Raw genomic sequence first — 24,413 nt, forward strand, 5'->3', positions numbered from 1 at the left:
CGTCCGACTTCCTATTTATGGATACCTCTATTGTTTTAATCTGGGCTCCATCCTTACAAGGTACTGATCATTCTCGTCTTCGTATAAGATCTGGACTACCCAGTTCTCTTCCGTAGCAATCTTGATTAATTCCTGTTGGTCTATATATAGCCACTGAAAAGGCGACCCCATATTTCCTTTATATTCATATTGAAACCGGATCTCGCCCAGATAATGAGGCGGTCTCGCGATTTTGTATTCCTCGTAAAGATAACTGATATCGGAGGAATCGAATAGTAACTGTCCACGATCACTTAGTAGACCTTTTGCATGTCTCAACAGCTCACGAAAACCTTCAAGTGTTTTTGCAAGTCCTATGCCGTTCATAAGAAATAATAAGGTGTCGTATTTTCGATCTTTTAGGTTGAAAAAATCACCGCTCTGTACATGTTGTATGCCTCGGCTGCGCATAACGTTGCAGGCGAGTGTAGACTGCTCAATCGTGTCAACAGTAAACCCTTTATGTTGTAGGTATAAGGCATGGCTGCCCACACCAGCACCAACGTCGAGCACATGTCCGTCACATAAAGCCAAAGCAATGTGTTCTAATTCCGGAAAATCATCCTCGTCTCTGAAAAAAACTTCGATAGGCATTTCTTCAATATCCCCGTAACTGCTATGTAGCAGTAAAGGTTCTTTTGTTTTTTGGAGTATGAAAAAATCATACAATGCCTCACCATATACATCTCTGTTCATCTACGCTTCAATTTTTAAAATCTCTTTTGCAATATGGATTTCTTTAGAAGTACCTGTATGTTTATTTGGTTCATCTGATAATTTAATAACTTCGGTCCATTCGCCATCTTCGGGTTTTGCCTCTACCATTTTCAAGACAATGTTCATACGCGGAAGTCCCACATCGTTTGTGAAATCCGTTCCTATACCAAACGAATAACCAATTTTACCGTCGCAGAATTTTACTATTTTCTCCACCTTTTCGTAATCTAGTCCATCAGAAAAAATAATGGTTTTCGAGCGAGGATCTATTCCCTTCTGTTTATAATGATCGATTGTCATCTGCGCAAAGACCAAAGGATCACCACTATCATGCCTAACCCCATCAAATAGTTTGCTGAGTTTTTTGTCAAATTGTGTAAAGAAAACTTTGGTGGTATATGTATCAGATAAAGCGATGCCTAAATCTCCTCGATACACATCCGCCCAATGCTCTAGACCGAGAAGATTAGCCATTTTATAGCCGTATTTGGCAGCATGAAACATAAACCATTCATGTGCGTGAGTACCTATAGGGGTGGTTTCATATTTCATCGCGAGATGAACATTCGAAGTGCCAATGAATGTTTTTGAAGGATGTTTCTTTAACGTTTGAATGACTAGGTCGTGTACTTCGTAAGAATGCCGCCGCCTAGTGCCAAAATCAGCAATTGTGATGTGAAGTTTGTCGTATTTTACCATCTTATCTTCGACGATCTGACAGACTTCAGCATTGGATACTCTATTTAATTTGTTTGCTTGGTAATATAGCTCACAGATTAAAGACATGATCGGGACTTCCCAAAGAATCGTTCGGTACCAGTATCCTTCAACACATACTTTCAATTCTCCATCAATTTGCTCTATTTTTACCTCATCTGGATCGTAGTGATAACCTTGGAGAAAGTCTAGATATGTCGGGTCTATGTAGGGACATTTTTCACGAAGAAACTGTTTCTCTGCTTTAGTAAGCTTGAGCTGAGCCATCGTCTCAATAGCTTCTCTTAGCAATTTATCGAATCCTTCTGGAAAAGTATGTTTGCCGCGGTTGATGAACTCATACCTGGCCTTTGCTTTTGGAAAAAGTTTGCTCACCGCAAATTGCATCGTGAATTTGTAAAAATCATTATCCAAGATGGAGGTCAAATGCGCCATTTGTAAAAGTTGTTGGTATTCGTCGGTGAAGTTAGGAAATTGTAGGCTGAAAGCAAAAAAGAAGGCCTTTGCTCAAATGCTTAATGCAGCTGAATCCGATAAAATCAAGTACAGTCTTCCAAATGCTTGAAAAAATTACAAGACACTCACAAAACACTCTATTTCTACAAAAAAAGGTGAAATGCCATCGTAGGCTAGAACAAAAGCATAGCGTAATGCATTGGGAATAAAGCCAAAGTATTTTTTAAAAGCTGTAGTAAAATGTGTAGAATGTTTATAACCTGTTAACCGAGCAACATCGGCAACGCGATAACTCCCCGTTAATATCAGCGACCTAGCATGTTCCATTCTGACCTGTGTCGTGTAGCTCATGATTGTTTTTCCGAAATACTGTTTAAAATATTTCTTCAAGTACTGTTCGTTAGTTCCTACTTTCTTAGCCAAGACCGTTATGGTATACGATTTAGAAAGGTCAGCATCAATTATTTTCTTTGCAAGTTGGATTTTTTCTACTTGATCTTTGTTCAAAAATATATGAGTATCTCCCTCTTCTTCGTATAGCCCTTCCACTTGCCTTAAAAACAACTTCGTAAATAAAGATTGAAGCCTTAATTTGTCAAGTCGTACTTTGCATCCCTGCTCAATTAGATCTTTTATTCGATGAATTATAAGCATCGTTCGGGGATCACGATTTGTTAATAAACATTTCTGCTCATCGAATCTATCGTTCATTAATTTTAGAGCAAAATCATCGACCATTTCAAATGGAATAAATAGAATGATGGTGCCATCTTGTTCATCTCTATGCTGCCACTTAAAAATCTGGTCTTTCGTTATAGCATGTATAACATTTTGATTACTATGGATTAAGAAAGAGTTGTTGTCGATAAAGTAGGCAGATTTATTGATTGCCGTTTGATCCGTTTGTAAGATGTTCAGGAAACCATTTACAGGGCTTTCAAAATGTTCTGTCTTATTATTTCTTAGTATGCTGTAGTATAATTCAATATTGAGGCTTTGTAATAGTGGAGTTGGCATATGTTAGTTTTCAATAATTTCTGAATTTGAAGGTTTTTTTTCTACTTGCGTCATTTTCTTGTTTAGAATTAGTCTAGTTTTGTGACGCGAATTTATTTAGACTTGTTCTAAAGGATATTCGAAAATAGAATATTAATCTCAAATAATGAAATATTTTTACGTTACCTTCTTCATGATGCTGATTTCAAGCATTGCTCTAGGCCAATCGAGTACAATAAAGGGAGTTGTACATTTAGCCGACAAAATTCCGGTAATAAATGCTACGGTACGAGTTGAAGGAACAGAAATTATAGCCATATCGAATGATTTGGGACATTATGAACTTCCGAATGTACCATTCGGAAAACACGTAATCTTAATTACTTCCGTTGAGATTCAAGAAATGAAAATCCCCTTATCAGTAAATAAAGTAGTACATCATTTCAATATCCCCGTCAGTAACAAAGAAAATACGGCAATTGAAGAGGTTACCGTGGAGCGGAAAACGATGAAGAAGGATATGGAGACGAGTGGGTTTGCTGTTGCAGTCATCGAAACAAAAGAAGCCTCTCTACGTAATTTGACTACAAATGAATTATTGGACAGAACGGTGGGGGTACGTGTGCGTCAAAATGGAGGAATTGGTTCCCAGGTGGAATACAATCTCAATGGTATGTCGGGTAGTGCTATTGGTATTTTTTTAGATGGAATAGAAGTTTCAACCTATGGTTCCTCTTTTAACTTAAATAATATACCGCCAGCTATGATAGAGCGCATAGAGGTGTATAAAGGCGTTTTGCCATCACATCTGACGGGAGATTATGTTGGAGGAGCGATTAATGTGGTTTTGAAGAAAGATGCTTCTCGAAATAATGCAACCGTTGCGTTATCTTATGGATCTTTCAATACTTATAATGCGGATGCTAGTCTCATTCTTCGAGATAAGAAAACAGGACTTTCATTTCGAGGTTCAGGATTTTATACCTATTCCGATAATAGCTACGAAATGTGGGGGAAATTCGCAAAGTATACGGATAGAAACGGAAAACTACAACGTAATTTTAGAGCAAAGAGATTTAACGATACGTATAAGTCTATTGGAGGCCGATTTGATATCGGGTTTACTGATGTGAAGTGGGCCGATCAATTTTTTCTCAGCTACAATATTTCAGACACCTATAAAGATATACCTCATGGGGTTTCAACAGGTCAGCCTTATGTGGGGCGATTTACAGAATACCAAGCGCACGTCTTTAGCTTGAACTACAATAAGAATAATCTATTTACGGAAGGTTTAGCTTTGAATATCAATGCCGTAAGAAGTAATAGAAATACTTATGTACAGGATACGGCTTCTACGTTGTACAATTGGGATGGGAATCCTGTTATATTACATACCGATTATATGATTGCAGCGGGAGATCCTCCAAAAATTGTGAAATCACCTACCGGTGCACAACAAGGTGCTCCTACGATGACCCAGACCGATAGAGCGATAATAAATTCACGTTCAAATTTAGCCTACACCATCATTCCTGGTCACAAAGTCTCTCTGAATCACAAGTTAGAAAGAACCGATAGGGACGACACAAACCTTCTGAAGCCAGTCAATAAAGATCTCATAACAATAACTCAAGTTACTAAAAACATATTGGCTGCAAATTATGAAGCGCAGACATTTGGTAATAAATTACGAACGAACTTAATGATCAAATATACGGGGAACAGTACTAAACAGACGAATCCGAACCCTACCTATAATGATGATGGAACTTATGAGCTCGATCCTATTGTAAAGAAACGATTCGATGATAATTTTGGATACGGGGCGACAATCTCTTATAATATTATTCCCCGGCTGTTTTTGATTACGTCAATGGAAAACAGTTACATTATGCCTACAGAAGAGCAGATGTTTGGAAACCTCGAAAACAATATTTTGCCCAGTCTAGATTTACGTCCCGAACATAATGTAAACTATAATCTTGGGTTTAGATGGGGGAGCTTGGATTATGGCAGACATAGCTTTTCATTCTATGGTAGTGCATTTTTGAGAAATGGGTATGACAAGATCAGTAGGCAAACTGTTGATAGCGTTCAAACAGATAGTGATATGGATATACAGGCTGCAGCATTTGTTAATTTAGGCATGGTTCAGTCTAAGGGGCTAGAAGCAGAAGTACAGTATGTTTTTGATAACAGATTGAATGCGACTTTTAATTTTTCAAAATTTAATGCATTGTATAAACGTAAGTATGATGATGATGGGCGGCCAGATGATAGGTACAATTTGCAAGTCGCCAATGAGCCTTTTTTTACGATAAACACAAATTTGCAATATCGCTTAGATAATCTCATTCAGCGAGGCTCTGTGGTCAATCTATATTATAATTTGGGATATGTCGGCGCATATGATATCGCTTGGTTCCCGTCTGAAGGAAGTCTTACACCTTATCAGTTGTTTCATGATCTTGGCGCGAGCTATCGTTTCCCGTCAGGAAAGCTTGTCGCGAGTCTTGATCTAAAAAATATATTTAATGCAGCATTATATGACAACTTTGGCGTTCAAAAGCCAGGAAGAGGAGCCTATTTCAAAATAAATTATACGATCGGTAAATTTTAAGATAAAGTAATAACATGAAAAAAAATCTATTTAAAACAGCCTTTTTTGGACTAATGATTACTTCTTTAGCATTGGGAAGTTGCGAAAAAAATAACGAGTCTGAAGTTCCGGCACCCGAGCCAGAACCGGAAGAAGATGCAACTCGTTGGATTACATTAACAGCTGCACTAAAGCAGACCACTGATGGTGATGGTAACGGAGGTACATTGGCTTATGCTATCACGCATGAACAAGCAATTAATTCGACATTTGAATTGGATATTTTTCCAGCAGGAAAGGCATTGAAACTTGAATCCCCACGAACTTCTAGGATACAAGCTTCTGCTGATGGAAAATATTTGTATGATATTCAATATACAGGTGCAGACGGAGGTATCTTTCAAAAATTTAGAGTAGACGGTGAAGAGAATTACGTGAGGGTACAAGACGAGGTGAACACCGCAATTATCTTAGGAACATCTCCTCGTTGGGTTAAATCTGCTGAGGGAGTAGGTGTAGGCGTGAGTATTACAACTGAAACTGCATATACTGGAACTTTTCCTGCTGTGACTTTTGGGTCAATTAAATCTACTGCTGCCGTGGCTTCCCTTAACCTTGAAAGTCCGAGTATCTTAAACACAGCTTCTTTTGATGTACCTTTTACAGAAGCACAATTAGCCCAAGGTTATTCTATTGGTCGTATCGATGTTCCTATTTTAAATCAAGCGAAGGATAAAGTATATATAGGTTGTAATGTTTCTAAAATTAACCCAGTTGGTACTCCTACGCAAAATGCAACCTCAGGAGTTGTTTCATGGCCAAGTGATGCTGCTAATATAGCGGGAACGGTTACCATTGTACTTGATTATCCGACGTTAAAGAATCCTAAACTAATATGGTCTACGAAAAGTAAATATGGTAATAATGGTTATAGAACGATGATTCAGCATATTGGTGATGATGGGCACGTCTATCAAGCCACAGGTGTAAATACCACAGGATATCCGCATATCCTTCGTATCGATAAAAATACGAATGATTATGACAATACCTATTTGTTTGATCTTTCACAGGCGTTAGGGGTGGATGGAATTGCTGGGATCAAAGCTTGGAAATATCTTGGTAATGACAAAGGGTTTGTTATGTACGATATCAACAAAACCGGAGGTTATTTAGCTTTGATAGATTTAAAAGCAGGTACAGCTACTAAAATTGCGACAGAATACGAAGCCAAATTGAATTTTGACCAACATCAAAGTATAGCGGTTGAGGGGGATTATGTATATGTTCCTTTGACACCTGTAAGTGAAGCTGGAAACGTATTCGTTTACAATTGGAAAACGGGAGAACTTACTAAAGGTGCTAAATTGGCAAATGGAACGGGACATCGTTTTATTGGTGCATACTAATCCAAGTTTTCAATATTTTTTATAAAGTAAAATCAGGTAAGGGCTTGACCTTACCTGATTTTTATATAAATATCATTTTTACTATGCTGTTTACCTAGAGAAAATAATCCTGCTGTAGAATCCAATGACTAAATTAAATTATTAAGCCCATCACGCGTTGTAACAACCAATCATCAAGGATTCTAGGAATAAAATAAATAAATATATAGATGAAAAAAATATTTTTAGCCTTAGCTTTATTTGCTGCGATGCCTACTTCGGCGCAGCAATCTAAAGGCAATACGTTAATGTCTCCCGATTTTTGGAAATCAAAACCCACAGTTGAACAAGTAAAAGCCGAAATAGCCAAGGGGAACAGCCCCTCGCAACCCGATGGTGCCTCCTGGGATCCAACAGCAAGAGCAATTCTTAACGACGCTCCATTAGAAACTATCAAATTCATGGTAGAGCAAGAAGGAAATGGCGTTGCAAAAAAGACACATCACAGTGCATCCTATTTACATTGGGCAGCAGCGAGAGGAAATGAAGACTTAGTAGCTTACCTCATCGCAAAGGGATCCGATGTACATTTGTCCGATAGTCATGGACGTACGGTAATAGCGAATGCTGTAGCAAGCGGGAATAAAAACACCGCTATTTACGACGCACTTTTCCTCGCAGGAATAAAACCTGATCAAAAATATGAAGATGGAGCTTCACTTTTATTACTAGGTGTAGCAGGGGATAATGATCTGGTTGTATCGGACTATTTTGTGTCTAAGGGTTTGTCTTACAACGATACCGATGAATACGGAAGCACCGCGGTAGATTATGCAGCTAAGTTGGGTGATATCGCATTGATAGAAAAACTGATTAGTAAGGGAATCAAACCAACAAACAGAGCTCTTTTCTTTGCCGCACAGGGGTCTAGGATGTCCCAAAATGGTATTGAAACATATCAATACTTAATCGAAAAGCTAAAGTTAGATCCCACGGCGATTCATGCCAAGGACGGCACTACGATGCTGCATGCATTGGTGCGACGTCCAAATATGGATGTCGTTAATTACTTTTTGGAAAAAGGTGTAGATATCAATGTAAAAGACAACGAAGGCAATACAGTCCTATCCAATGCAGCAAGTGGAAGGGATATTTCCTTAATCAAAACCTTAGTTGCTAGAACCTCAATGATCAATACTCTCAATGAAAAAGGGGAGTCGGCATTGACCAAAGCAACAGCAAATGGTTCAATAGAAACCGTTTCGCTCTTATTAGAAAATGGTGCAGATATTAAAGTTACGGACAAAGAAGGGCGAAATCTAGCTTATTACTGGTTTAATTCTTTCCAGGAAGCAAGATCTGGAGGAGCGTTCGGTGGAGGACCACAAGGAGCAGCAGCTCAGCGTCCGCAAAGTGGGGCACAGACTCAGCCACAGAAAGATGATTTTGCTGAAAAGCTATTGGTTTTAAAAGAGTACGGCTTGGATGTAACTGCTCCGCAAGGTGATGGAAGTTCACTTTTTCATCTTGCAGTAGCTAAGGAAAGTGCGAGTCTAGTAAAGAAAGCTGCTGAATTGGGAGCAGACATCAATGCGCAGGATCAAGAAGGGACAACGGCTTTACACAAGGCTGCGCTAATCGCTAAAAACGACCAAACCTTAAAAGCACTAATTGTATTAGGGGCTAGGAAAGATTTGAAGACTGAGTTTGGTGAGACTGCCTATGATTTGGCACAGGAAAATGACTTTCTAAAAAATAATAATATTGCTATCGATTTTTTGAAATAAATCTCGCTATCCAAAACAAAAATATTCTTTATGACAAAAAAAATAATATTATTTACGCTATTGAGTCTGTTCTCGGTAAGTTCATTTGCTCAAAAAAGTAAATATAAATGTATGATTCAAATGAACAATTATCAAGGGGAAAAAGCATACGTGATCGTATCTCTTATAGATCCGAAGGGCGAGTACGAAAAGACTTTTGCTGTACTTGGTCCAGATAAGCAATGGTTTAATACATTAAAGGAGTGGTATAAATTCCAGAACAAAACCAAAGAGAAAATAAGTGCAGTTACTGGCGCTTCTGTAGGAGGAGGTGATCGTGCGGTACGTACCTTCGAAATAGAAGATGCCAAACTGAATAAGGGCTATAAATTACGTTTTGAATCCGCGGTAGAAGAACAAAAATACCACGTAAAAGATGTTGAAATTGCGTTAACATCGCAAGGAATAGTAGAAAAGATAGAAGGTTCGGGGTATATTCGCTTCGTGAAATTAAGTAAGGTTCAATAATGACCCTATCCATTTGGAGATTCGCTCATTTGACCCTTGCGGTCATCTCCTCCTTGTTTTTGCTGATACTTTCTATCACAGGAGTAATCTTGGCAATAGGGGCAGTAGAAGAAAAGACACAGGGGTACAAAGTGGAGGATGTTCATCAAATAAATCTTTCACAGGTCATTCCGGAACTGTGGAAGGTTTATGCTGAAATAACGCAGCTAACGGTAGATCACAACCAGTTTGTGATCATAGAAGCATTTGATGAGAATGGAAATCCTTTGAAAGCTTATATCAACCCCAGAGATGGTGCTGTATTAGGTCAACTGGAACCTCAAAGTGATTTCCTTCAATGGAATACAGCATTGCACCGTTCCCTGTTTATGAAGGAAACAGGGAGAATCATCGTCGGTATCGTTTCTTTTTTGCTTTTTCTTATTACAATCTCTGGCGTGGTTCTCCTTGCGAAACGACAGCAGGGAATACATAATTTCTTTGCTAAAATTAAAAACGATTTCTTTTCGCAGTATTTTCATGTTCTTAGTGGACGTTTTTTTCTGATTCCAATACTTATCATCGCGCTTACAGGAACCTATCTTTTTATGGTCAGAGTCGGACTGGTGAACAACGAAAGTCAGTTTGTTAACATGCCTGTAATGAGGGATGCTGTCGATTCCAAAGCATTAAAAGATTTTCCTGTTTTTCAGGAAACGAAGCTTGTCGATGTGGAAAAAATAGAATTTCCATTTATCCCTGACGACCCAGACGAACACTATGTGTTGAAGCTAAAAGATCGCCAATTATCCATCAACCAGATTACAGGACAAATTTTAGAAGAGAGCCGATACCCCTATAGCCTGCTTTTAGAAAAATTAAGTTTGAATTTACACACTGGACGAACAAGTATTGTATGGGCTTTTATTCTGGCTTTTGCGTCGCTGAATATTCTGTTTTTCATCTATACAGGTTTTGCAATTACGTTTCGAAGAAAGCAAACAAAGGTGAAAAATAAATTCAATAGTTCTACTGCGGAGTATGTTATCTTGGTCGGTTCGGAAAATGGTAGTACGTTATCTTTCGCCCATAAGATTCATCAACAACTACTCGCGCAAGGCTATAAATCCTTTTTGACGGAGATGAATAAATTTTCTACTTTCCCTCAGGCCACCCATCTGTTGCTGTTCTGCTCTACTTATGGACTCGGTACCGCTCCTGCTAATGCGTTGCACTTTGATAGATTGGTTTCATCGTCTTTGCAAAAACGACAAGTAAAGTTTACTGTAATTGGTTTTGGTTCAAAATCTTATTCCGATTTTTGTGCTTATGCAAAACATATAGATAGACTGTTGAACCGACAGTCTTGGGCTGAACGCCTATTGGATCTGTATACGGTTAATGATCGCTCCGCCACGGAATTTATCGCTTGGGTGAAAGCTTGGAACGATAAGAAGATCTGTGAATTAAAAAGTACACCGGCATTGTATACGAACAAGGCAACGGGCTTGCAGCGTTTCGATGTACTGAAGCGAACGGAAGTGACTGAAGATAACTCTACCTTTAGTATGGTGCTTCGCTCAAATACAGGAAAGTCCTTTCAATCCGGAGACCTATTAGCCATTTATCCCGAAAACGATAGTCGGGAGCGCTTATATTCCATTGGCAAAATAGAGGGCACTATTCAACTCGTGGTCAAGTTATACCCTCAGGGATTAGGATCAGAGTTCCTTTATAAAGTTAGTAAAGATGACTGTTTTTTAGGCAGGATTATTACAAATAAAGAATTCCATTTTCCAAAGAAAGCTTCCGCAGTTGCGATGATTGCGAACGGAACAGGGATAGCACCCTTTCTTGGGATGATAGCGGAAAGCAAAAGAAAAGCAATGATAAGGCTTTATGCAGGTTTTCGATATAATAATACGCTCGCGAAACAGTATCGTGAATTTGCCGATGAAGCGATTTTATCAGGAAAACTAATGGGGGTTCAAATGGCTTTTTCACGTGAAGAAGAGTCCAGCTATGTTATGGATCTGATCAGAAAAGATCGTGGGTATTTTTTTGAACTATTGGAAAATAACGGCATTATTATGATTTGTGGCTCATTAGGCATGCAGCAAAATGTGGAAAATGTTCTTCAAGATATAGGACTGACAAAAGATTGGAGTCATTATAAAAAACAGATATTAGTAGATTGTTATTAAACCTATTCGTTGTTTATGCCCATACGCTCTCACTTCATTCGGTTTCTTTCTGTTCTTTGCTTTCTTTTTTTTGGACTGAAGATTGTCTTTTGTCAACAGATTTTCAAAAAGCAAACCATACAAATGGGGTCAACTTTCGAGTTTGTTTTGGTAGAGAATGATTCTTTAAGCGCACAACGTCATTTTCAGTCCGTTATTGATGAAATTGAGCGAATTGAAAATCTAATTTCGGAATGGAGACCGCATACGCAGATATCACAGGTAAACCGCTATGCTGGAATTCGCCCTGTACGTGTCGATAAAGAAGTGTTTGAGTTGACACGGCGTGCTGTTCGCTATTCTCAGTTTAGTGAAGGCACTTTCGATATCAGCATAGCTGCTTTGGATAAAGTATGGCATTTTGATGGAGAGATGAACGAACTTCCTTCGGATGAGATGATTCTCGGTTCTATCCAAAAGGTCGGGTATACACATATTATACTGGATACCGTTAACTCTACCATTTTTTTAGAAAAGAAGGGTATGAAAATTGGCTTTGGATCTATTGGAAAAGGTTATGCAGCTGACCAGGGAAGAGCATTGTTACAGTCTCTAGGTGTGAAAGGCGGTATTGTCAATGCTTCTGGTGATCTTTCCACTTGGGGGGGGCAAGCAGACAAACAGCCTTGGAAGATTGGCGTGCGTGATCCATTTCGTACTTACAAGATGGTAAAAGTTTTGAAATTACGAGAGGGAGCGGTCGTTACATCGGGTAGTTATGAGAAATACGCCGAGATACAGGGCAAACACTATGCGCATATTATCAATCCCAAAACAGGATGGCCCTCAACGGGATTAACCAGTGTGACAGTATACGGTCCTTCTGCCGAGTTGGCAAATTTTTTGAGTACCTCGATTATGGTTCTAGGAGCTGACGAAGGGAGGTCGCTACTTAAGAAATTTCCTAATTATAAAGCGGTGTTTGTAAGAGACAGGTAAGCATAATTACCTAAATAAAAATAGCGGTTGAGACATTTACCTCAACCGCTATTGCTTTGTTTCAATATAAATAGTCTAAAATAATTTTATCTATTACTTCGGCTACTTGATCTTTCTGATGCAGCCTTAGAAGAATTTTCCCGTGTCGTATTACTACGTGTAGCGGTACTGCTACGCGAGGTGCTTGAAGAACTTTGACGGCTAGATGGCGAAGCAGTGCTGTTAGTTCGCTGACTAGTTTGATAAACACGTGATGACGCCGTGCTTTGTCCTCCTTGGTTACGCGAGCGACTTTCGCTTCTATTTGGCGTGGCACGTTGCTCGGTACTTGTTCTTCCGTTTGAACTATTGCTGCGCTGTTGTTGTGTAGTGCTTCTACTTACGCCGCTAGATTGTTCATTTCTAGACGATGACCTCGACTGATTTTGAGGTGTTGAACGCTCTTGTCGTGTTGGAGCTTCGTTTTTACTTTCACTGCGATTTATGCGATTTGTTGTTGTAGATCGCTCTGTTGCGGTGTTTGTGCGTCCAACGTTTCTGTTGTTTTCAGAACGATCAGATCGCGTCGTAGTTGAATTTCTACTGCCACTTCTGCTATCGGTATTTCTATTTTGTATAGTATTGTTTCTCGTATTATTGCTTCCCGTCGAACGATCAGTTCGGCGTGCTTCATTTGTGCTTCTGCTGTTCTGCCCGGCATTACTCCTGCTTGCAGAGCTTCTGGTCGAATTTCTATCCGGTTTGTAAATTGACACCGAGCGATTATCTACGCGAGATCTTCCTGGATTACTCGTTGTGCGTACACTTCTTACCGAAACACGGCGGCCAAGATTCCGTTCAATGTCTCTACGGCCAGGACCTCCATAATAATGGTGATTATTTACGATGTAAGTATTATTTATAATCGTTGTCCGATTATAAATATTGCGTTGTCCATAACTCCAGTGCCGCGAGATATAAGGATCATATATGCGTCGAACAGGCAGAAATACCCATAAGTTAATAGGGAGCGCTGCAGAGATTGATATACCCACTGCTGGCGCCATAGGTGCCCAGCCATAATAGCCGCCACCAGTACGCCAATCGACCCAAGCAGGTCCCCATTCATAACCCGGAATCCATCCCCAACCATTATAGTTTGTATAGACCCAGCGGCCGTAATGGAAAGGAGCCCATCCCCAATCGTAGTTAGATACCCACGTGTTACCGTACTCTGTCATCGTCCAATATCCGTTCGTTCCGTAAGGACGGAAATTCCGATCTACATCGGGAAACCAAATATCACCGTAATTGACATCTCTATCCCAATAACCGTAAGGCGAAAGTTCGTCATAGAAGAGGTCAAATGAAACATCTCCGTAGACTTGGGCGGACACTTTATTTACTGAAAATATACTAGCAACAATCGCGAGGATTGTAAAATATAGTGTGTGGGTTTTCATGCGTTTCATACTCTTTTCATTTATAGTGAAACATTCTCGTGTTTGTATAGTATGACGGATACGACAAAGCAAAGGTTTAATTGGAGAAGTGAAGTTATAGATCGCATGCGGCTTAATACTTGTCAAATAACCTCGGTATTTTTGTTCTTCATGGTGTATAATACGTTGATTTATTGTGGTTAAGTTGGTTTTGAAAATGGGAGAAATCAGTTTGTTTGTCTCAGATTTTAATTTCCTACTTCTCAAATAAAACAAGGAAATCTGTCAGAGGACAGCGTACCTCTAATCGCTAACGCACAAGATGAACAAAGTTGTAAACAAACCATAAACATTTTCGTTTATTAAATATTAATATATGATTGGACGTGGAAAGAATAAAGTTCGTACATTTGTCGGGTATTTTTTTGACCGCCATATATTGGGCATCAGCTTTAACTTCATACTTGAATGGGAAGTAAAATAGAAAAACTACTTATCGAATTTGCAAGGATACATCGTTTTATGATGAGTTTTTTGCGAGAAGCGGTATCTCCTCCTTATGAATTCAAGGAAATTATTCGTCAGTGTTATGAAATCGGTTGGAAGTCGTTTCCACTTATCAGTTTAACTGGCTTTATCGTTGGATTTGTATTTACCAAACAGTCACGACCTTCCTTGGAAGAGTTTGGCGCAACTTCTTGGCTTCCTGCCTTGATATCAATAGCTATTGTTCGGGCTCTAGCACCGTTGGTTACAGCGCTTATCGCCTCCGGGAAAGTAGGTTCCCAAATTGGAGCAGAGTTAAGTTCAATGAATGTTACGGAACAAATTGACGCGATGGAAGTGTCGGGTACCAATCCTACGAAATTTTTAGTATCCACGCGTATCGTTGCGACAACCTTTATGATTCCTGTCCTTTGTTTCTACGTAGCTGGTATCGGTCTTTTTGGAGGTTATTTAAGTATTGCTAGTAAAGATGACCTGAGTATATTGGCATTCTTTACACAGGTATTTGAATCTATAGAACCTAAGGACATCTTCGCGATGGTTTTGCGTGCAGTAGTATTTGGTTTTACAATAGGATTTGCAAGTTCTTATGTTGGATATTATTCCAGTAAAGGAACCGAAGGTGTTGGGAAAGCAGCCAATGCAGCGGTTGTATCATCGATGTTTTTAGTGTTTATTGAGGAGTTGCTTATTGTACAGTTACTATCATTAATCGGTTAATCATCAAAAAATGGAGAAAGGTGAAGTAAAAATCAACCATGATGATGTCGTTATTCATGTGGATAACGTCAGTAAATCATTCGGCGATTTGCATGTTCTACGAGACGTAGATTTGAAGCTGTATAATGGTGAGAATCTGGTTGTTTTAGGGCGATCGGGAACAGGTAAATCCGTGCTTATTAAATTGATTTCCGGTTTGTTGAGCCCTGATAAAGGTGATGTTCGTGTATTGGGAGAAGTGGTAAATGAATTGGAGGATCGCGATTTGCGCGCCTTAAGACAACGTATAGGATTTTCTTTTCAGAATAGTGCGTTATACGATAGTATGACCGTAAGGGAAAATCTTGAGTTTCCTCTGGTTCGGAACAAACGTAGCTTAACCCGCGCAGAGATCAATAAAGAGGTGGAGGAAGTTTTGGATGGTGTGGGATTGTTGCGTGCGATTAACCAAATGCCTTCTGAGCTCTCCGGCGGACAGCGCAAGCGCATAGGTATTGCGCGCACGTTAATCCTTCGTCCGGATATCATGCTTTATGATGAACCCACGGCGGGTTTAGACCCTATTACCTGCTTGGATATCAATACGCTCATTAATGAGGTTCAAGAGCGCTACAATACATCATCTATTATCATTACTCACGATTTAGCCTGTGCCAAAATGGTGGGCGATCGTATGGTGATGTTATTGGATGGAAAATTTGAACGACAAGGGTCTTTTAACGAAATTTTTGACACAGACGATGATCGTGTCAAACCATTTTATGACTATAATTTTATTGTTTAAAATATATGAGTACAAACGAAAGGAAGCGTTCGCTTACGGTTGGATTATTTGTTCTGATAGGTCTGGTTATTTTGGTAGCCGGTATTCTTGTGTTGGGAACCCAACAGAATAGGTTTAGCAAAAATCTTGTTGTAACCACTTATTTTCACGACGTAAAAGGCTTGAAAGTCGGTAACAATGTATGGTTCTCAGGTGTAAAAGTCGGGATTGTAAAGGCTATTAAATTTCAAAGTGTGGACAACGTGCAAGTAGTATTACAGATCGAAGAAAAATCGAGCGAGTATATTCGTGAAGACGTGGTCGCGAAGTTGGGTTCTGATGGTTTGATCGGAAATGCTATCGTGAGTTTAGTTGGCGGTAGTGAGAGAGCTCCAGCAATTAAAGACGGTGACGTAATTAAGTCTTTAACAGGAACAGATACCGAAGCCATGTTTGCCACTTTGCAAACAAATAATGAAAACCTCGTAGAGATCACGAAGAACTTTGCTGTGCTGTCGAAGCAAATGGTAGAAGGTAGAGGTACTGTAGGAGCTTTGCTCACAGATTCGACAATTGCTATGTCATTAAAAAGCTCTGTAAATTCATTAAACAAAGTCATGAGCGATGCAAATAAGGCTTCTGCAAATTTGGCTATTTTAATGAATAAACTGAATAGCAATCAGGGGCTGATTCATGATTTGACGACCGATACAGCTGTTTTTGCAAGCCTAAGGGAGTCAGCAGCGCAATTGCAAGGTGTTACACAAACAGCTTCTGCTTTAATGGCCAATCTGAATGAAACCTCAACACGTTTGAATGATAAAAATAATGCAATCGGCGTTTTGACGAACGATCCAGAGGCTGCATCAGAGATCAAGCAGATACTGCGCAACTTAAATTTGAGCACCGAAAAATTGGATGACAACATGAAAGCTTTACAAAGTAATTTCCTTTTTCGAGGTTATTTCAGAAAACAAGAAAAGGAACAAGCTAAGGCTGCAAAAGAAGCTGCGCAATAACCTTGGAAAGATTGTATAGTCAGGTCGATAGTATGGAAATTACAGATCAGGATGTCATCTTTGAAGACAACCATTACATAGCTATTAATAAGCGTGCGGGCGATATCGTGCAAGTAGATACCACGGGCGATAAGTCGATGGAAGATATGGTTAAAGAATATCTAGCCGCCAAATATCAAAAACCGAATGGTGCTTTTCTAGGTGTAATTCATCGCTTAGATAGACCCGTAAGTGGAATGATTCTTTTTGCGAAAACCAGTAAAGGGCTGGATCGTATGAATCGTCTGTTTCATGATCGGAAGGTATCTAAGACATATTTTGCAATTGTTCGGAATAAACCGGAGAAAAAGGCAGATACCTTAAAAAACTGGCTGTTGCGGGATCGTAAGAAAATGATTACGAAGGCTTACGATAGAGAAGTAAAAGGCGGTAGTTTTGCGCAACTGGATTATGAGGTGATCGGAGAATTGGACGGATACTTCCTTTTAAAAGTAACTCCACTGACCGGGAGGACGCATCAGATTCGTTGTCAGCTAGCTTATATGGGCTGCCCTATCGTTGGTGATAATAAATATGGATATCCGAGAGGCAGTCAAAGAAGATCCATCTGTTTACATTCCAGAGCACTTACATTTGTCCACCCTATTAAAGAGGAGCCTACTGAATTAACTGCCGAGTTACCAATAGATGGTTTTTGGGAACGGTTTAATGTACTCTTGTAATTTCAATATTCGCTAATCCACAAATAAAACGGTATTTTTGCAGTATGAATGCTAAGTCGTAGAAGATATGAAATCAAAATATATACCATTTCTGCTCCTAATAACTGTCTTGTTGATGATCTGTTTCTATACAGAACTTCCTGCACAATGTGCGATGTGTTCGCTTAATGCGGAGAACAGTGCTACCAATGGGAACACACAAGGGCGCGGATTGAATGATGGTATATTATTTTTACTTGCAATCCCTTACCTTATCGCCGTGGGCGTGGGCATACTTTGGTATACCAAATACCGTAAAAAACAGACTAAGCAAATTTCTCCTTTCGAAAGTAAATAAAGACAATGGCAACCTCAAAGTTTTCTGCTTTTTTGCAATCTAAGTGTCCTCGATGTAGGGTCGGTAAGATGTTTGAAGGTCCTGTCTACGGTTTAAAGAAACAGAAAATGAATGATGTCTGTCCACATTGTGCATTGAAGTTTGAAATCGAACCCGGTTACTTTTATGCCGCGATGTATGTCAGTTATGCTTTTTCTGTCGCCGAAGTGGTTTGTTTAGGACTGTTGACTGCTTGGACGACTAGAAGTGAGTCTCCTTGGTTATATCTTATCGTTTTGTTTGCTGCTATTTTTGCTTTTGCCCCATTTAATCTACGGTATTCTAGACTTGTTCTTCTCCATTTCTTATCACCGAAAGTTTCCTATAATCCGAAGTACGAAGAAAGATTAGGGAAATAATACGCTTATTGATTGTTGTGACTCTGAATAGGTACGGTTACCAAATCCGTGCTGGATATTGTTGCGTATAGTTTATAAAAATTGTCGCTCTTGTGGATAAAAATTGTTCCAGCACGTTGGAGTATCCAGTATATTTATTGTTTATTATTGTTCAGCCTTTCTTAATCCTGGAATTCTATCTGGTATTTAATATATAGACTGTAAAAATGCACTTTTACTGATTTTGTTGCTTAAAATATAGCGGGGTAATGCAGGTGTATATAGACGAGACATTCCATTATTCGTAGAAATTAAAGGTAAAGCAGTTTTAAAAAAATAACTTATTATATTTTAACCAAGTCCTCTCTTATTTTCACCATAATTGTTGTGGCCTATTGTTAATATTGAGTTAATCTCGTAACTTTCAATCACACTAATCAGGAGTCTCAACAAAGGTTACTAACAATCTAAAGGTGTTCTGTTATGAAAATGATTCAATTTAACGTGCCATCTCCAAAGGATAAATCAGTTTATGTGCAGGAGGATCGCTTGTCCGATTTTTATCCCTACTTCCACAAGCATGAAGAATATCAGTTTATGTGGATTATAAAAGGAGAGGGGACATTGTTCCTCGCTGACAGTTTTCATCCTTTTATCGAAAATGATATCTTTCTACTAGGGCCAAATCAGCCTCATGTGTTTAAACGAAACGAAAATTCGTTGGAAAATACAGAGGTAGAGTCTGTCTCTATTTTTTTCAACCTTAATGGCTCTTTATCGAGCTTGTTTAATATGCCTGAATTAAGAGGGGTATTAGACTTTATAATGCAAAATACGAATGGTTTTAAAGTTCCTCAAGCCTATACAAGTCGTATAAAACGTCGCATTGCTCTACTCAAAAAAGCAAATATGATGGAGCAGCTTATGAGCTTTGTATTTCTTTTGAAAGAGCTTAGTTTGGTTTCACAAGAATTGAAACCGCTATCGGTAACAACGGTGCTCAATAAAGATGATGGATTTCTGCGTATTAATGACGTCTGTCGTTACATCAAAGACAACTTTAGACGTGCAATTACACTAGAGGAAGCTGCTGATCATGCAAATCTTACGCCTCAGGCTTTCTGCCGTTACTTTAAAAAACATACTGGATTAACCTTTGTGAGTTATCTCAATGAGCTTCGTATTCAAGAAGCTTGTCAACTGATTACTTCGCAACGTTACGAAAGTATTGGACTTGTCGCATACAACTCGGGCTTCAATAGTATCACAAATTTTAACCGTGTTTTTCGCTCGGTGACCGGATTTTCTCCAAAAGAATACTACGGACGATATAAAAATAACGTCTAGTTTGTGATCTTGTTAAAATGCGGTGAATTTTGATTAAATCTCGACTAGCATATCAATTTATTAGGCCATAGTTTTGAAAAAAACAATTATTATTTATGGCGAATTTAAATTGGAGTGGAATTTTCCCAGCGATGTTGACACCGTTTCACGAAAATGGTGAGTTAAATTTTGAGATGCTTTCAATAAATATTGAAGCACAATTATCAGCAGGTATTCATGGCTTGATTTTTTCGGGGTCACTGGGAGAAGCAAGTACGTTGACAACAGAAGAAAAATTTGAAATATTAAGCTATGCACTGAAAGTCGTGAACGGACGTGTACCAGTGCTCCTTAATATCACAGAAAATACAACGAAAGCCGCTGTTGAGTTTGCGAAAAAAGCAGAAGAGTTAGGCGCAGATGGATTGATGGTATTACCTCCTATGCGTTACAAAGGAGACGATCGTGAAGTTGTGGCTTATTTCAGAACAATCGCACAAAGTACAAAACTTCCTATTTTGATCTATAATAATCCAGTCGATTACGCTACAAACGTGACGTTGGATATGTTTGAAGAGTTACTTCAAGAACCAAACATTCAAGCTGTCAAAGAGTCTACGCGTGACTTGACCAATATTACCCGCCTACGCAATCGCTTCGGAGACCGTTTAAAGATCCTAGGTGGGGTGGATACCATTATCGTAGAGTCTATTGTCGTTGGTGCAGATGGTCTTGTCGGAGGCTTGGTTGATGCTTTTCCAAAAGAGACATATGTATTGTATGATTTGGTGAAGAAGGGAGAAATAGAAAAAGCACTAGAATTGTACAGATGGTTTATGCCATTGCTCGAACTGGATATTCATCCAAAATTAGTACAATACATCAAGCTGGCAGCAAGCAAGGTCGGTTTGAGCACTCCTTACACACGGGCTCCTCGTTTAGAGTTAGTTGGTGAAGAAAAAGAACGTGTAAATAAAATAATAGATGATGCATTAGCATCAAAACCTCAATTTTAATTGTATGTATATCGAAATGTCCAATGAACAAATCCATGGTATTATTCAAGATTCTTTAATTGGATATAACTATCTTCAAGAAATTTCTTTAGCGAAGCGTGCTGATCTGATGCACGCTATCGCTGATAGTATTGATGCTTTGGGCGAAGAGCTTATAACGACCGCACAAGCAGAATCTGCTTTGCCTATCCCCAGGCTTCAAGGCGAAAAGCAACGTACGATCAATCAATGGAGATCTTACGCAAATGCTGTACGGAAAGGTGTCTATTCGGAAGCCCGCATTGATAAGGGAGATGGTGCTTCCAAGGCAGACATCAGAAAATATAATAAAGGACTGGGACCTGTAGCCGTTTTTGGTGCAAGCAATTTTCCTTTTGCTTTTTCTACTGCAGGAGGCGACACAGCGAGTGCTATTGGTGCCGGATGTTCTGTAGTATTTAAGGAGCATCCCGGACATCCTAAAACTTCCCAAATTATGGCAAAAGCCATTGTGGACGGATTGGTGAAATTTGGTGCGCCTGCTGAGGTCTTTGGCTATATTTCCGGAAGCTCAAATGCTGTAGGCGAGCAATTGGTTGTGCACCCTATTATAAAGGCTGTTGCATTTACTGGATCTTTCCGCGGTGGTAAGGCTTTGTTTGATCTGGGAACACAACGCAATGAGCCAATTCCTGTATTTGCGGAAATGGGAAGTGTAAATCCTGTTTTGGCATTACCTCAATATCTGGAGCAAAATTTGACAGCTTTTGCATCTCAATATATCAGTTCGTTGACTTTGGGTGTAGGGCAATTCTGTACCAATCCAGGGCTACTTCTTGCGATAAAGGGAGAATCGCTCGATCAATTTAAGCTACTTCTAGCACAAGAAATAGCAAAAGTAACAGATGCCGTCATGTTACACGCTGGCATTGCAAAAGCGTACAGTGAGGCGAAGTCTCATTTATCAAACCAATCCGATGTAGCACTTTTAGGCGATGGAATTTCGACAGAAGAATCACGCGCAGTGGCAGCCGTATACGGTACATCTGCCACTACTTTTTTAGGAAATTCACTTCTCGGTGAGGAGATATTTGGCCCTACGGGGCTTGTGGTGGAATGTGCTGATTCTGAAGAAATGGCCCTCGTATTGGGGAAATTGGGGGGACAGCTCACCATAACCTTTGCAGCTACAGCAGAAGATGTAGCACAAAACAAAAATCTATTTACTCTGGCACAAGAGAAGTGTGGACGTCTGTTATTTAACGGAATGCCTACCGGTGTTGAAGTCGTATATGGAATGCAACATGGAGGGCCTTATCCATCAACTACAGATAGTCGTTTCACTTCCGTTGGACCCGACGCCGTGAAACGCTTTTTACGTCCGTTAAGTTTTCAAAATTGGCCCAACGAGTTTCTGCCCGAGGAACTTCAAAATGAAAATCCCTTGAAAATTGAAAGAATAGTTGACAACCAGAGAACGGTGGAATAATAGATGTAAAAGAAATGAAGAAGACTTTTTTTTGTATAGACTCCCACACTTGTGGCTGTCCCGTAAGGTTGGTTACCGGCGGGGCACCACTGCTGAATGGAAACTCCATGATGGAGAGACGTTTGCATTTTATGGAAGAGTACGATTGGATACGCAAAGGCTTAATGTTTGAGCCTCGTGGCCACGATATGATGAGCGGCAGTATGCTTTATCCACCTTCCGATCCTCAGAATGATATTGGCGTTCTGTATATTGAAACAAGTGGCTGTTTGCCCATGTGTGGACATGGCACAATAGGGACAGTAACGATTGCAATCGAAGAAGGTTTGGTGATTCCGAAAGTTCCCGGAAAATTGCGATTAGAAACTCCCGCTGGTATTGTGCTTATTGACTATACCCAAAAAGGACCAAAAGTAGAGACCGTGAAGCTAACGAATGTACGGTCTTTTTTGTATAGCGAAGATTTATTGGTCGATTGTCCAGACCTAGGGGAAATTCGTGTGGATGTCGCTTATGGCGGAAATTTCTACGGTATTATTGATCCTCAGCCTCATTTCGAGGATATTAGTAACTTCTCAGCAAGCCAGCTTATCCACTACGGAAAAATCATTCGGCGGTTATTGAATGAAAAGTATGAATTTATTCATCCTGAAAATGCGAATATACACGGTTTGAGCCATATCCAGTGGACAGGAAAGCCTATAAAATCGAATTCTTCAGGAAGGAATGCCGTTTTGGTGGGAGAAAATGCGTTAGATCGTTCTCCATGCGGCACGGGAACCTCTGCCCGTATGGCACAATGGTATGCCAAAGGTAAATTAAAACCCGGTGAAGAGTTTGTACATGAAAGTTATATCGGTTCTCAATTTATTGGCAAAATTGAAGCGATAGAGACCGTGGCTGGTAAATCTGCTATTATTCCTTCGGTAGAAGGTTGGGCTAGAATCACAGGTTACAATACCATCATTATTGATGACGAAGATCCTTACAAAGAAGGCTTCCAAGTCATGTAATCAAAATTAATAATCACGACAACAGCGTAAAGTGGAAAAAAATAAAGGTACGGTAATAGTTATTGGAGCTGGGATAGCAGGGCTATCATCGGCTTTTTATTTAGTGCAAGATGGGTGGAAAGTTGTCGTCTTGGAAAGGAACTCCTTAGACGATAATTGTTCCTATGGAAATGCAGGAATGATTGTTCCCAGTCATTTTACGCCGTTAGCGGCTCCCGGTATTGTCGCACAGGGTATAAAATGGATGTTCGATAGTAAAAGTCCATTTTATGTGCGTCCAAATCTAAGTTGGAATTTGATGAACTGGGGATTAAAATTCCTAAAACATGCCAATAAGCAACATGTGGATAAACATGCTGAGGCTATTCGGGATCTCAATTTATATAGTAGTGGTCTTTATGATAGCTGGGCACAGCAAGCTGACTTCGATTTTGAGTTGGAACAAAATGGCATTATGTTTTTGTATAAAACCAAGGAGGTCGAACATGAGGAAGCTGAGTTAGCTAAGCGAGCACAGGATCTGCAACTAGACGTGGAAATGCTGGATGCAGCACAAGTTCAGGCTTTGGAACCTCAATTGAAGATGGATGTGTTAGGGGCTGCATTCTACAAATGCGATGGAAAGCTTTATCCACCCAAGTTGATGAAACAGCTTATAAACTATCTGAAGCATTCTGGAGTCACATTTCATGAGCATACGGACGTTCTTCGTTTTACGACTTCATCACGTCAAGTCAAAGAAGTACTGACCAACAAAGGTAGTTTTTCGGCAGATGAAATCGTGGTAACAGCTGGTGCTTACTTGCCACAGCTAACTGCTAAGTTAGGTTTGAAAACCCCATTGATGCCCGGCAAGGGATATTCGTTTATGTATAGCCCAGAGGAGGGACAGTCACTCAAGCATGCTGCGTTGTTGCTGGAGGCACGTGTAGCGGTTACTCCAATGAATGGACAGATTCGTTTTAGCGGTACTATGGAACTTGGGCCTGCGAATGATACAATATATACAAATAGAGTAAAAGGTATTGTCGAATCTATACCGAAGTACTTTCCTACATTTGATGTTCCTTATCCAGAAGATAAAATATGGTTCGGTTATAGGCCATGTCCACCAGACGGATTGCCGTATCTAGGACGTATATCCAAACTCGCAAATGTGACGCTTGCAGCTGGCGGAGGGATGATGGGATTGAGCTTAGGACCCGCATTTGGAAAAGCAGTCGCCGATTTATTATCTGGCAGAAAAACCGAAACTGACATCAGCGCTTTTAGCCCCGATAGATTTGACTAAAAGCGGTCTAAAATCTAAATAAGACATGAAAAACATCCTTTCCCTAACTAGAAAAGCTGCATT

At 39.7% G+C, this 24,413-nt stretch carries 21 protein-coding genes; 17 read left to right on the plus strand and 4 right to left on the minus strand.

Going from position 1 to position 24,413, the window contains the following annotated elements:
• Positions 1 to 27 precede the first annotated feature (27 nt).
• From ACSZOX_RS20290 to ACSZOX_RS20300, 3 genes are all read right to left on the minus strand, one after another.
• Entirely contained in the window at positions 28 to 735 is a 708-nt protein-coding gene (locus tag ACSZOX_RS20290) for a class I SAM-dependent methyltransferase (RefSeq protein ID WP_437922034.1), read from the minus strand.
• The gene (pncB, locus tag ACSZOX_RS20295) at positions 736 to 1,908 is read right to left on the minus strand and encodes a nicotinate phosphoribosyltransferase (RefSeq protein WP_437922035.1); all 1,173 of its coding nucleotides are present in this window, start codon (positions 1,906 to 1,908) and stop codon (positions 736 to 738) included.
• 135 nt (positions 1,909 to 2,043) lie between these two features.
• Positions 2,044 to 2,946, minus strand: coding sequence for a helix-turn-helix transcriptional regulator (locus ACSZOX_RS20300; protein WP_437922036.1), 903 nt, complete (start codon positions 2,944 to 2,946; stop codon positions 2,044 to 2,046).
• Between the two features lie 145 nt (positions 2,947 to 3,091).
• On the opposite strand from ACSZOX_RS20300, the gene ACSZOX_RS20305 reads away from it, so the two are divergent.
• From ACSZOX_RS20305 to ACSZOX_RS20330, 6 genes are all read left to right on the plus strand, one after another.
• Positions 3,092 to 5,548, plus strand: coding sequence for a TonB-dependent receptor (locus tag ACSZOX_RS20305; protein ID WP_437922037.1), 2,457 nt, complete (start codon positions 3,092 to 3,094; stop codon positions 5,546 to 5,548).
• 14 nt (positions 5,549 to 5,562) lie between these two features.
• Positions 5,563 to 6,936: a hypothetical protein gene (locus ACSZOX_RS20310; protein WP_437922038.1), complete on the plus strand. Its 1,374-nt coding sequence runs from the start codon at positions 5,563 to 5,565 to the stop codon at positions 6,934 to 6,936.
• Positions 6,937 to 7,145: 209 nt separating this feature from the next.
• Positions 7,146 to 8,702, plus strand: a complete 1,557-nt coding sequence (locus ACSZOX_RS20315) for an ankyrin repeat domain-containing protein (RefSeq protein WP_437922039.1) — start codon at positions 7,146 to 7,148, stop codon at positions 8,700 to 8,702.
• A 30-nt stretch (positions 8,703 to 8,732) separates the two neighbouring features.
• On the plus strand, positions 8,733 to 9,209 hold the full coding sequence (locus ACSZOX_RS20320; RefSeq protein WP_437922040.1) for a DUF2271 domain-containing protein: 477 nt from the start codon (positions 8,733 to 8,735) through the stop codon (positions 9,207 to 9,209).
• A complete protein-coding gene (locus ACSZOX_RS20325; protein WP_437922041.1) occupies positions 9,209 to 11,392 on the plus strand; it encodes a PepSY domain-containing protein in 2,184 nt (727 codons plus the stop codon). The genes ACSZOX_RS20320 and ACSZOX_RS20325 overlap by 1 nt, the downstream gene beginning before the upstream one ends.
• 123 nt (positions 11,393 to 11,515) lie before the next feature.
• Positions 11,516 to 12,370: an FAD:protein FMN transferase gene (locus tag ACSZOX_RS20330; RefSeq protein WP_437922042.1), complete on the plus strand. Its 855-nt coding sequence runs from the start codon at positions 11,516 to 11,518 to the stop codon at positions 12,368 to 12,370.
• A gap of 86 nt (positions 12,371 to 12,456) precedes the next feature.
• Here ACSZOX_RS20330 and ACSZOX_RS20335 read toward each other — a convergent pair whose 3' ends face one another.
• The gene (locus ACSZOX_RS20335) at positions 12,457 to 13,821 is read right to left on the minus strand and encodes a DUF6600 domain-containing protein (protein ID WP_437922043.1); all 1,365 of its coding nucleotides are present in this window, start codon (positions 13,819 to 13,821) and stop codon (positions 12,457 to 12,459) included.
• 438 nt (positions 13,822 to 14,259) lie between these two features.
• Between ACSZOX_RS20335 and ACSZOX_RS20340 the strand changes: the two genes are divergently transcribed.
• The 11 genes from ACSZOX_RS20340 to ACSZOX_RS20390 all read left to right on the plus strand — a co-directional run bounded on the left by ACSZOX_RS20340 (position 14,260) and on the right by ACSZOX_RS20390 (position 24,350).
• Positions 14,260 to 15,018 carry an MlaE family ABC transporter permease gene (locus ACSZOX_RS20340; RefSeq protein ID WP_437922044.1) on the plus strand — a complete coding sequence of 253 codons (759 nt, stop codon included), beginning with the start codon at positions 14,260 to 14,262 and terminating at the stop codon, positions 15,016 to 15,018.
• A 10-nt stretch (positions 15,019 to 15,028) separates the two neighbouring features.
• Positions 15,029 to 15,802, plus strand: a complete 774-nt coding sequence (locus ACSZOX_RS20345; RefSeq protein WP_437922045.1) for an ABC transporter ATP-binding protein — start codon at positions 15,029 to 15,031, stop codon at positions 15,800 to 15,802.
• Positions 15,803 to 15,807: 5 nt separating this feature from the next.
• Positions 15,808 to 16,800, plus strand: a complete 993-nt coding sequence (locus tag ACSZOX_RS20350) for an MlaD family protein (protein WP_437922046.1) — start codon at positions 15,808 to 15,810, stop codon at positions 16,798 to 16,800.
• A gap of 32 nt (positions 16,801 to 16,832) precedes the next feature.
• Positions 16,833 to 17,522, plus strand: a complete 690-nt coding sequence (locus ACSZOX_RS20355; RefSeq protein ID WP_437922089.1) for an RluA family pseudouridine synthase — start codon at positions 16,833 to 16,835, stop codon at positions 17,520 to 17,522.
• 67 nt (positions 17,523 to 17,589) lie between these two features.
• On the plus strand, positions 17,590 to 17,859 hold the full coding sequence (locus ACSZOX_RS20360) for a hypothetical protein (RefSeq protein WP_437922047.1): 270 nt from the start codon (positions 17,590 to 17,592) through the stop codon (positions 17,857 to 17,859).
• Between the two features lie 107 nt (positions 17,860 to 17,966).
• On the plus strand, positions 17,967 to 18,257 hold the full coding sequence (locus ACSZOX_RS20365; protein WP_437922048.1) for a DUF983 domain-containing protein: 291 nt from the start codon (positions 17,967 to 17,969) through the stop codon (positions 18,255 to 18,257).
• Between the two features lie 462 nt (positions 18,258 to 18,719).
• Positions 18,720 to 19,583 (plus strand): AraC family transcriptional regulator, encoded by an 864-nt coding sequence (locus ACSZOX_RS20370; protein ID WP_437922049.1) that lies wholly within the window; start codon positions 18,720 to 18,722, stop codon positions 19,581 to 19,583.
• 95 nt (positions 19,584 to 19,678) lie between these two features.
• Entirely contained in the window at positions 19,679 to 20,578 is a 900-nt protein-coding gene (locus tag ACSZOX_RS20375) for a dihydrodipicolinate synthase family protein (RefSeq protein WP_437922050.1), read from the plus strand.
• Between the two features lie 4 nt (positions 20,579 to 20,582).
• Entirely contained in the window at positions 20,583 to 22,046 is a 1,464-nt protein-coding gene (locus tag ACSZOX_RS20380) for an aldehyde dehydrogenase (NADP(+)) (RefSeq protein ID WP_437922051.1), read from the plus strand.
• A gap of 14 nt (positions 22,047 to 22,060) precedes the next feature.
• Positions 22,061 to 23,059 carry a 4-hydroxyproline epimerase gene (locus ACSZOX_RS20385; RefSeq protein WP_437922052.1) on the plus strand — a complete coding sequence of 333 codons (999 nt, stop codon included), beginning with the start codon at positions 22,061 to 22,063 and terminating at the stop codon, positions 23,057 to 23,059.
• Between the two features lie 31 nt (positions 23,060 to 23,090).
• On the plus strand, positions 23,091 to 24,350 hold the full coding sequence (locus tag ACSZOX_RS20390; protein WP_437922053.1) for an NAD(P)/FAD-dependent oxidoreductase: 1,260 nt from the start codon (positions 23,091 to 23,093) through the stop codon (positions 24,348 to 24,350).
• Positions 24,351 to 24,413: the final 63 nt, after the last annotated feature.

The organism is Sphingobacterium sp. LRF_L2, assembly GCF_965644235.1.
Taxonomy (GTDB): domain Bacteria; phylum Bacteroidota; class Bacteroidia; order Sphingobacteriales; family Sphingobacteriaceae; genus Sphingobacterium.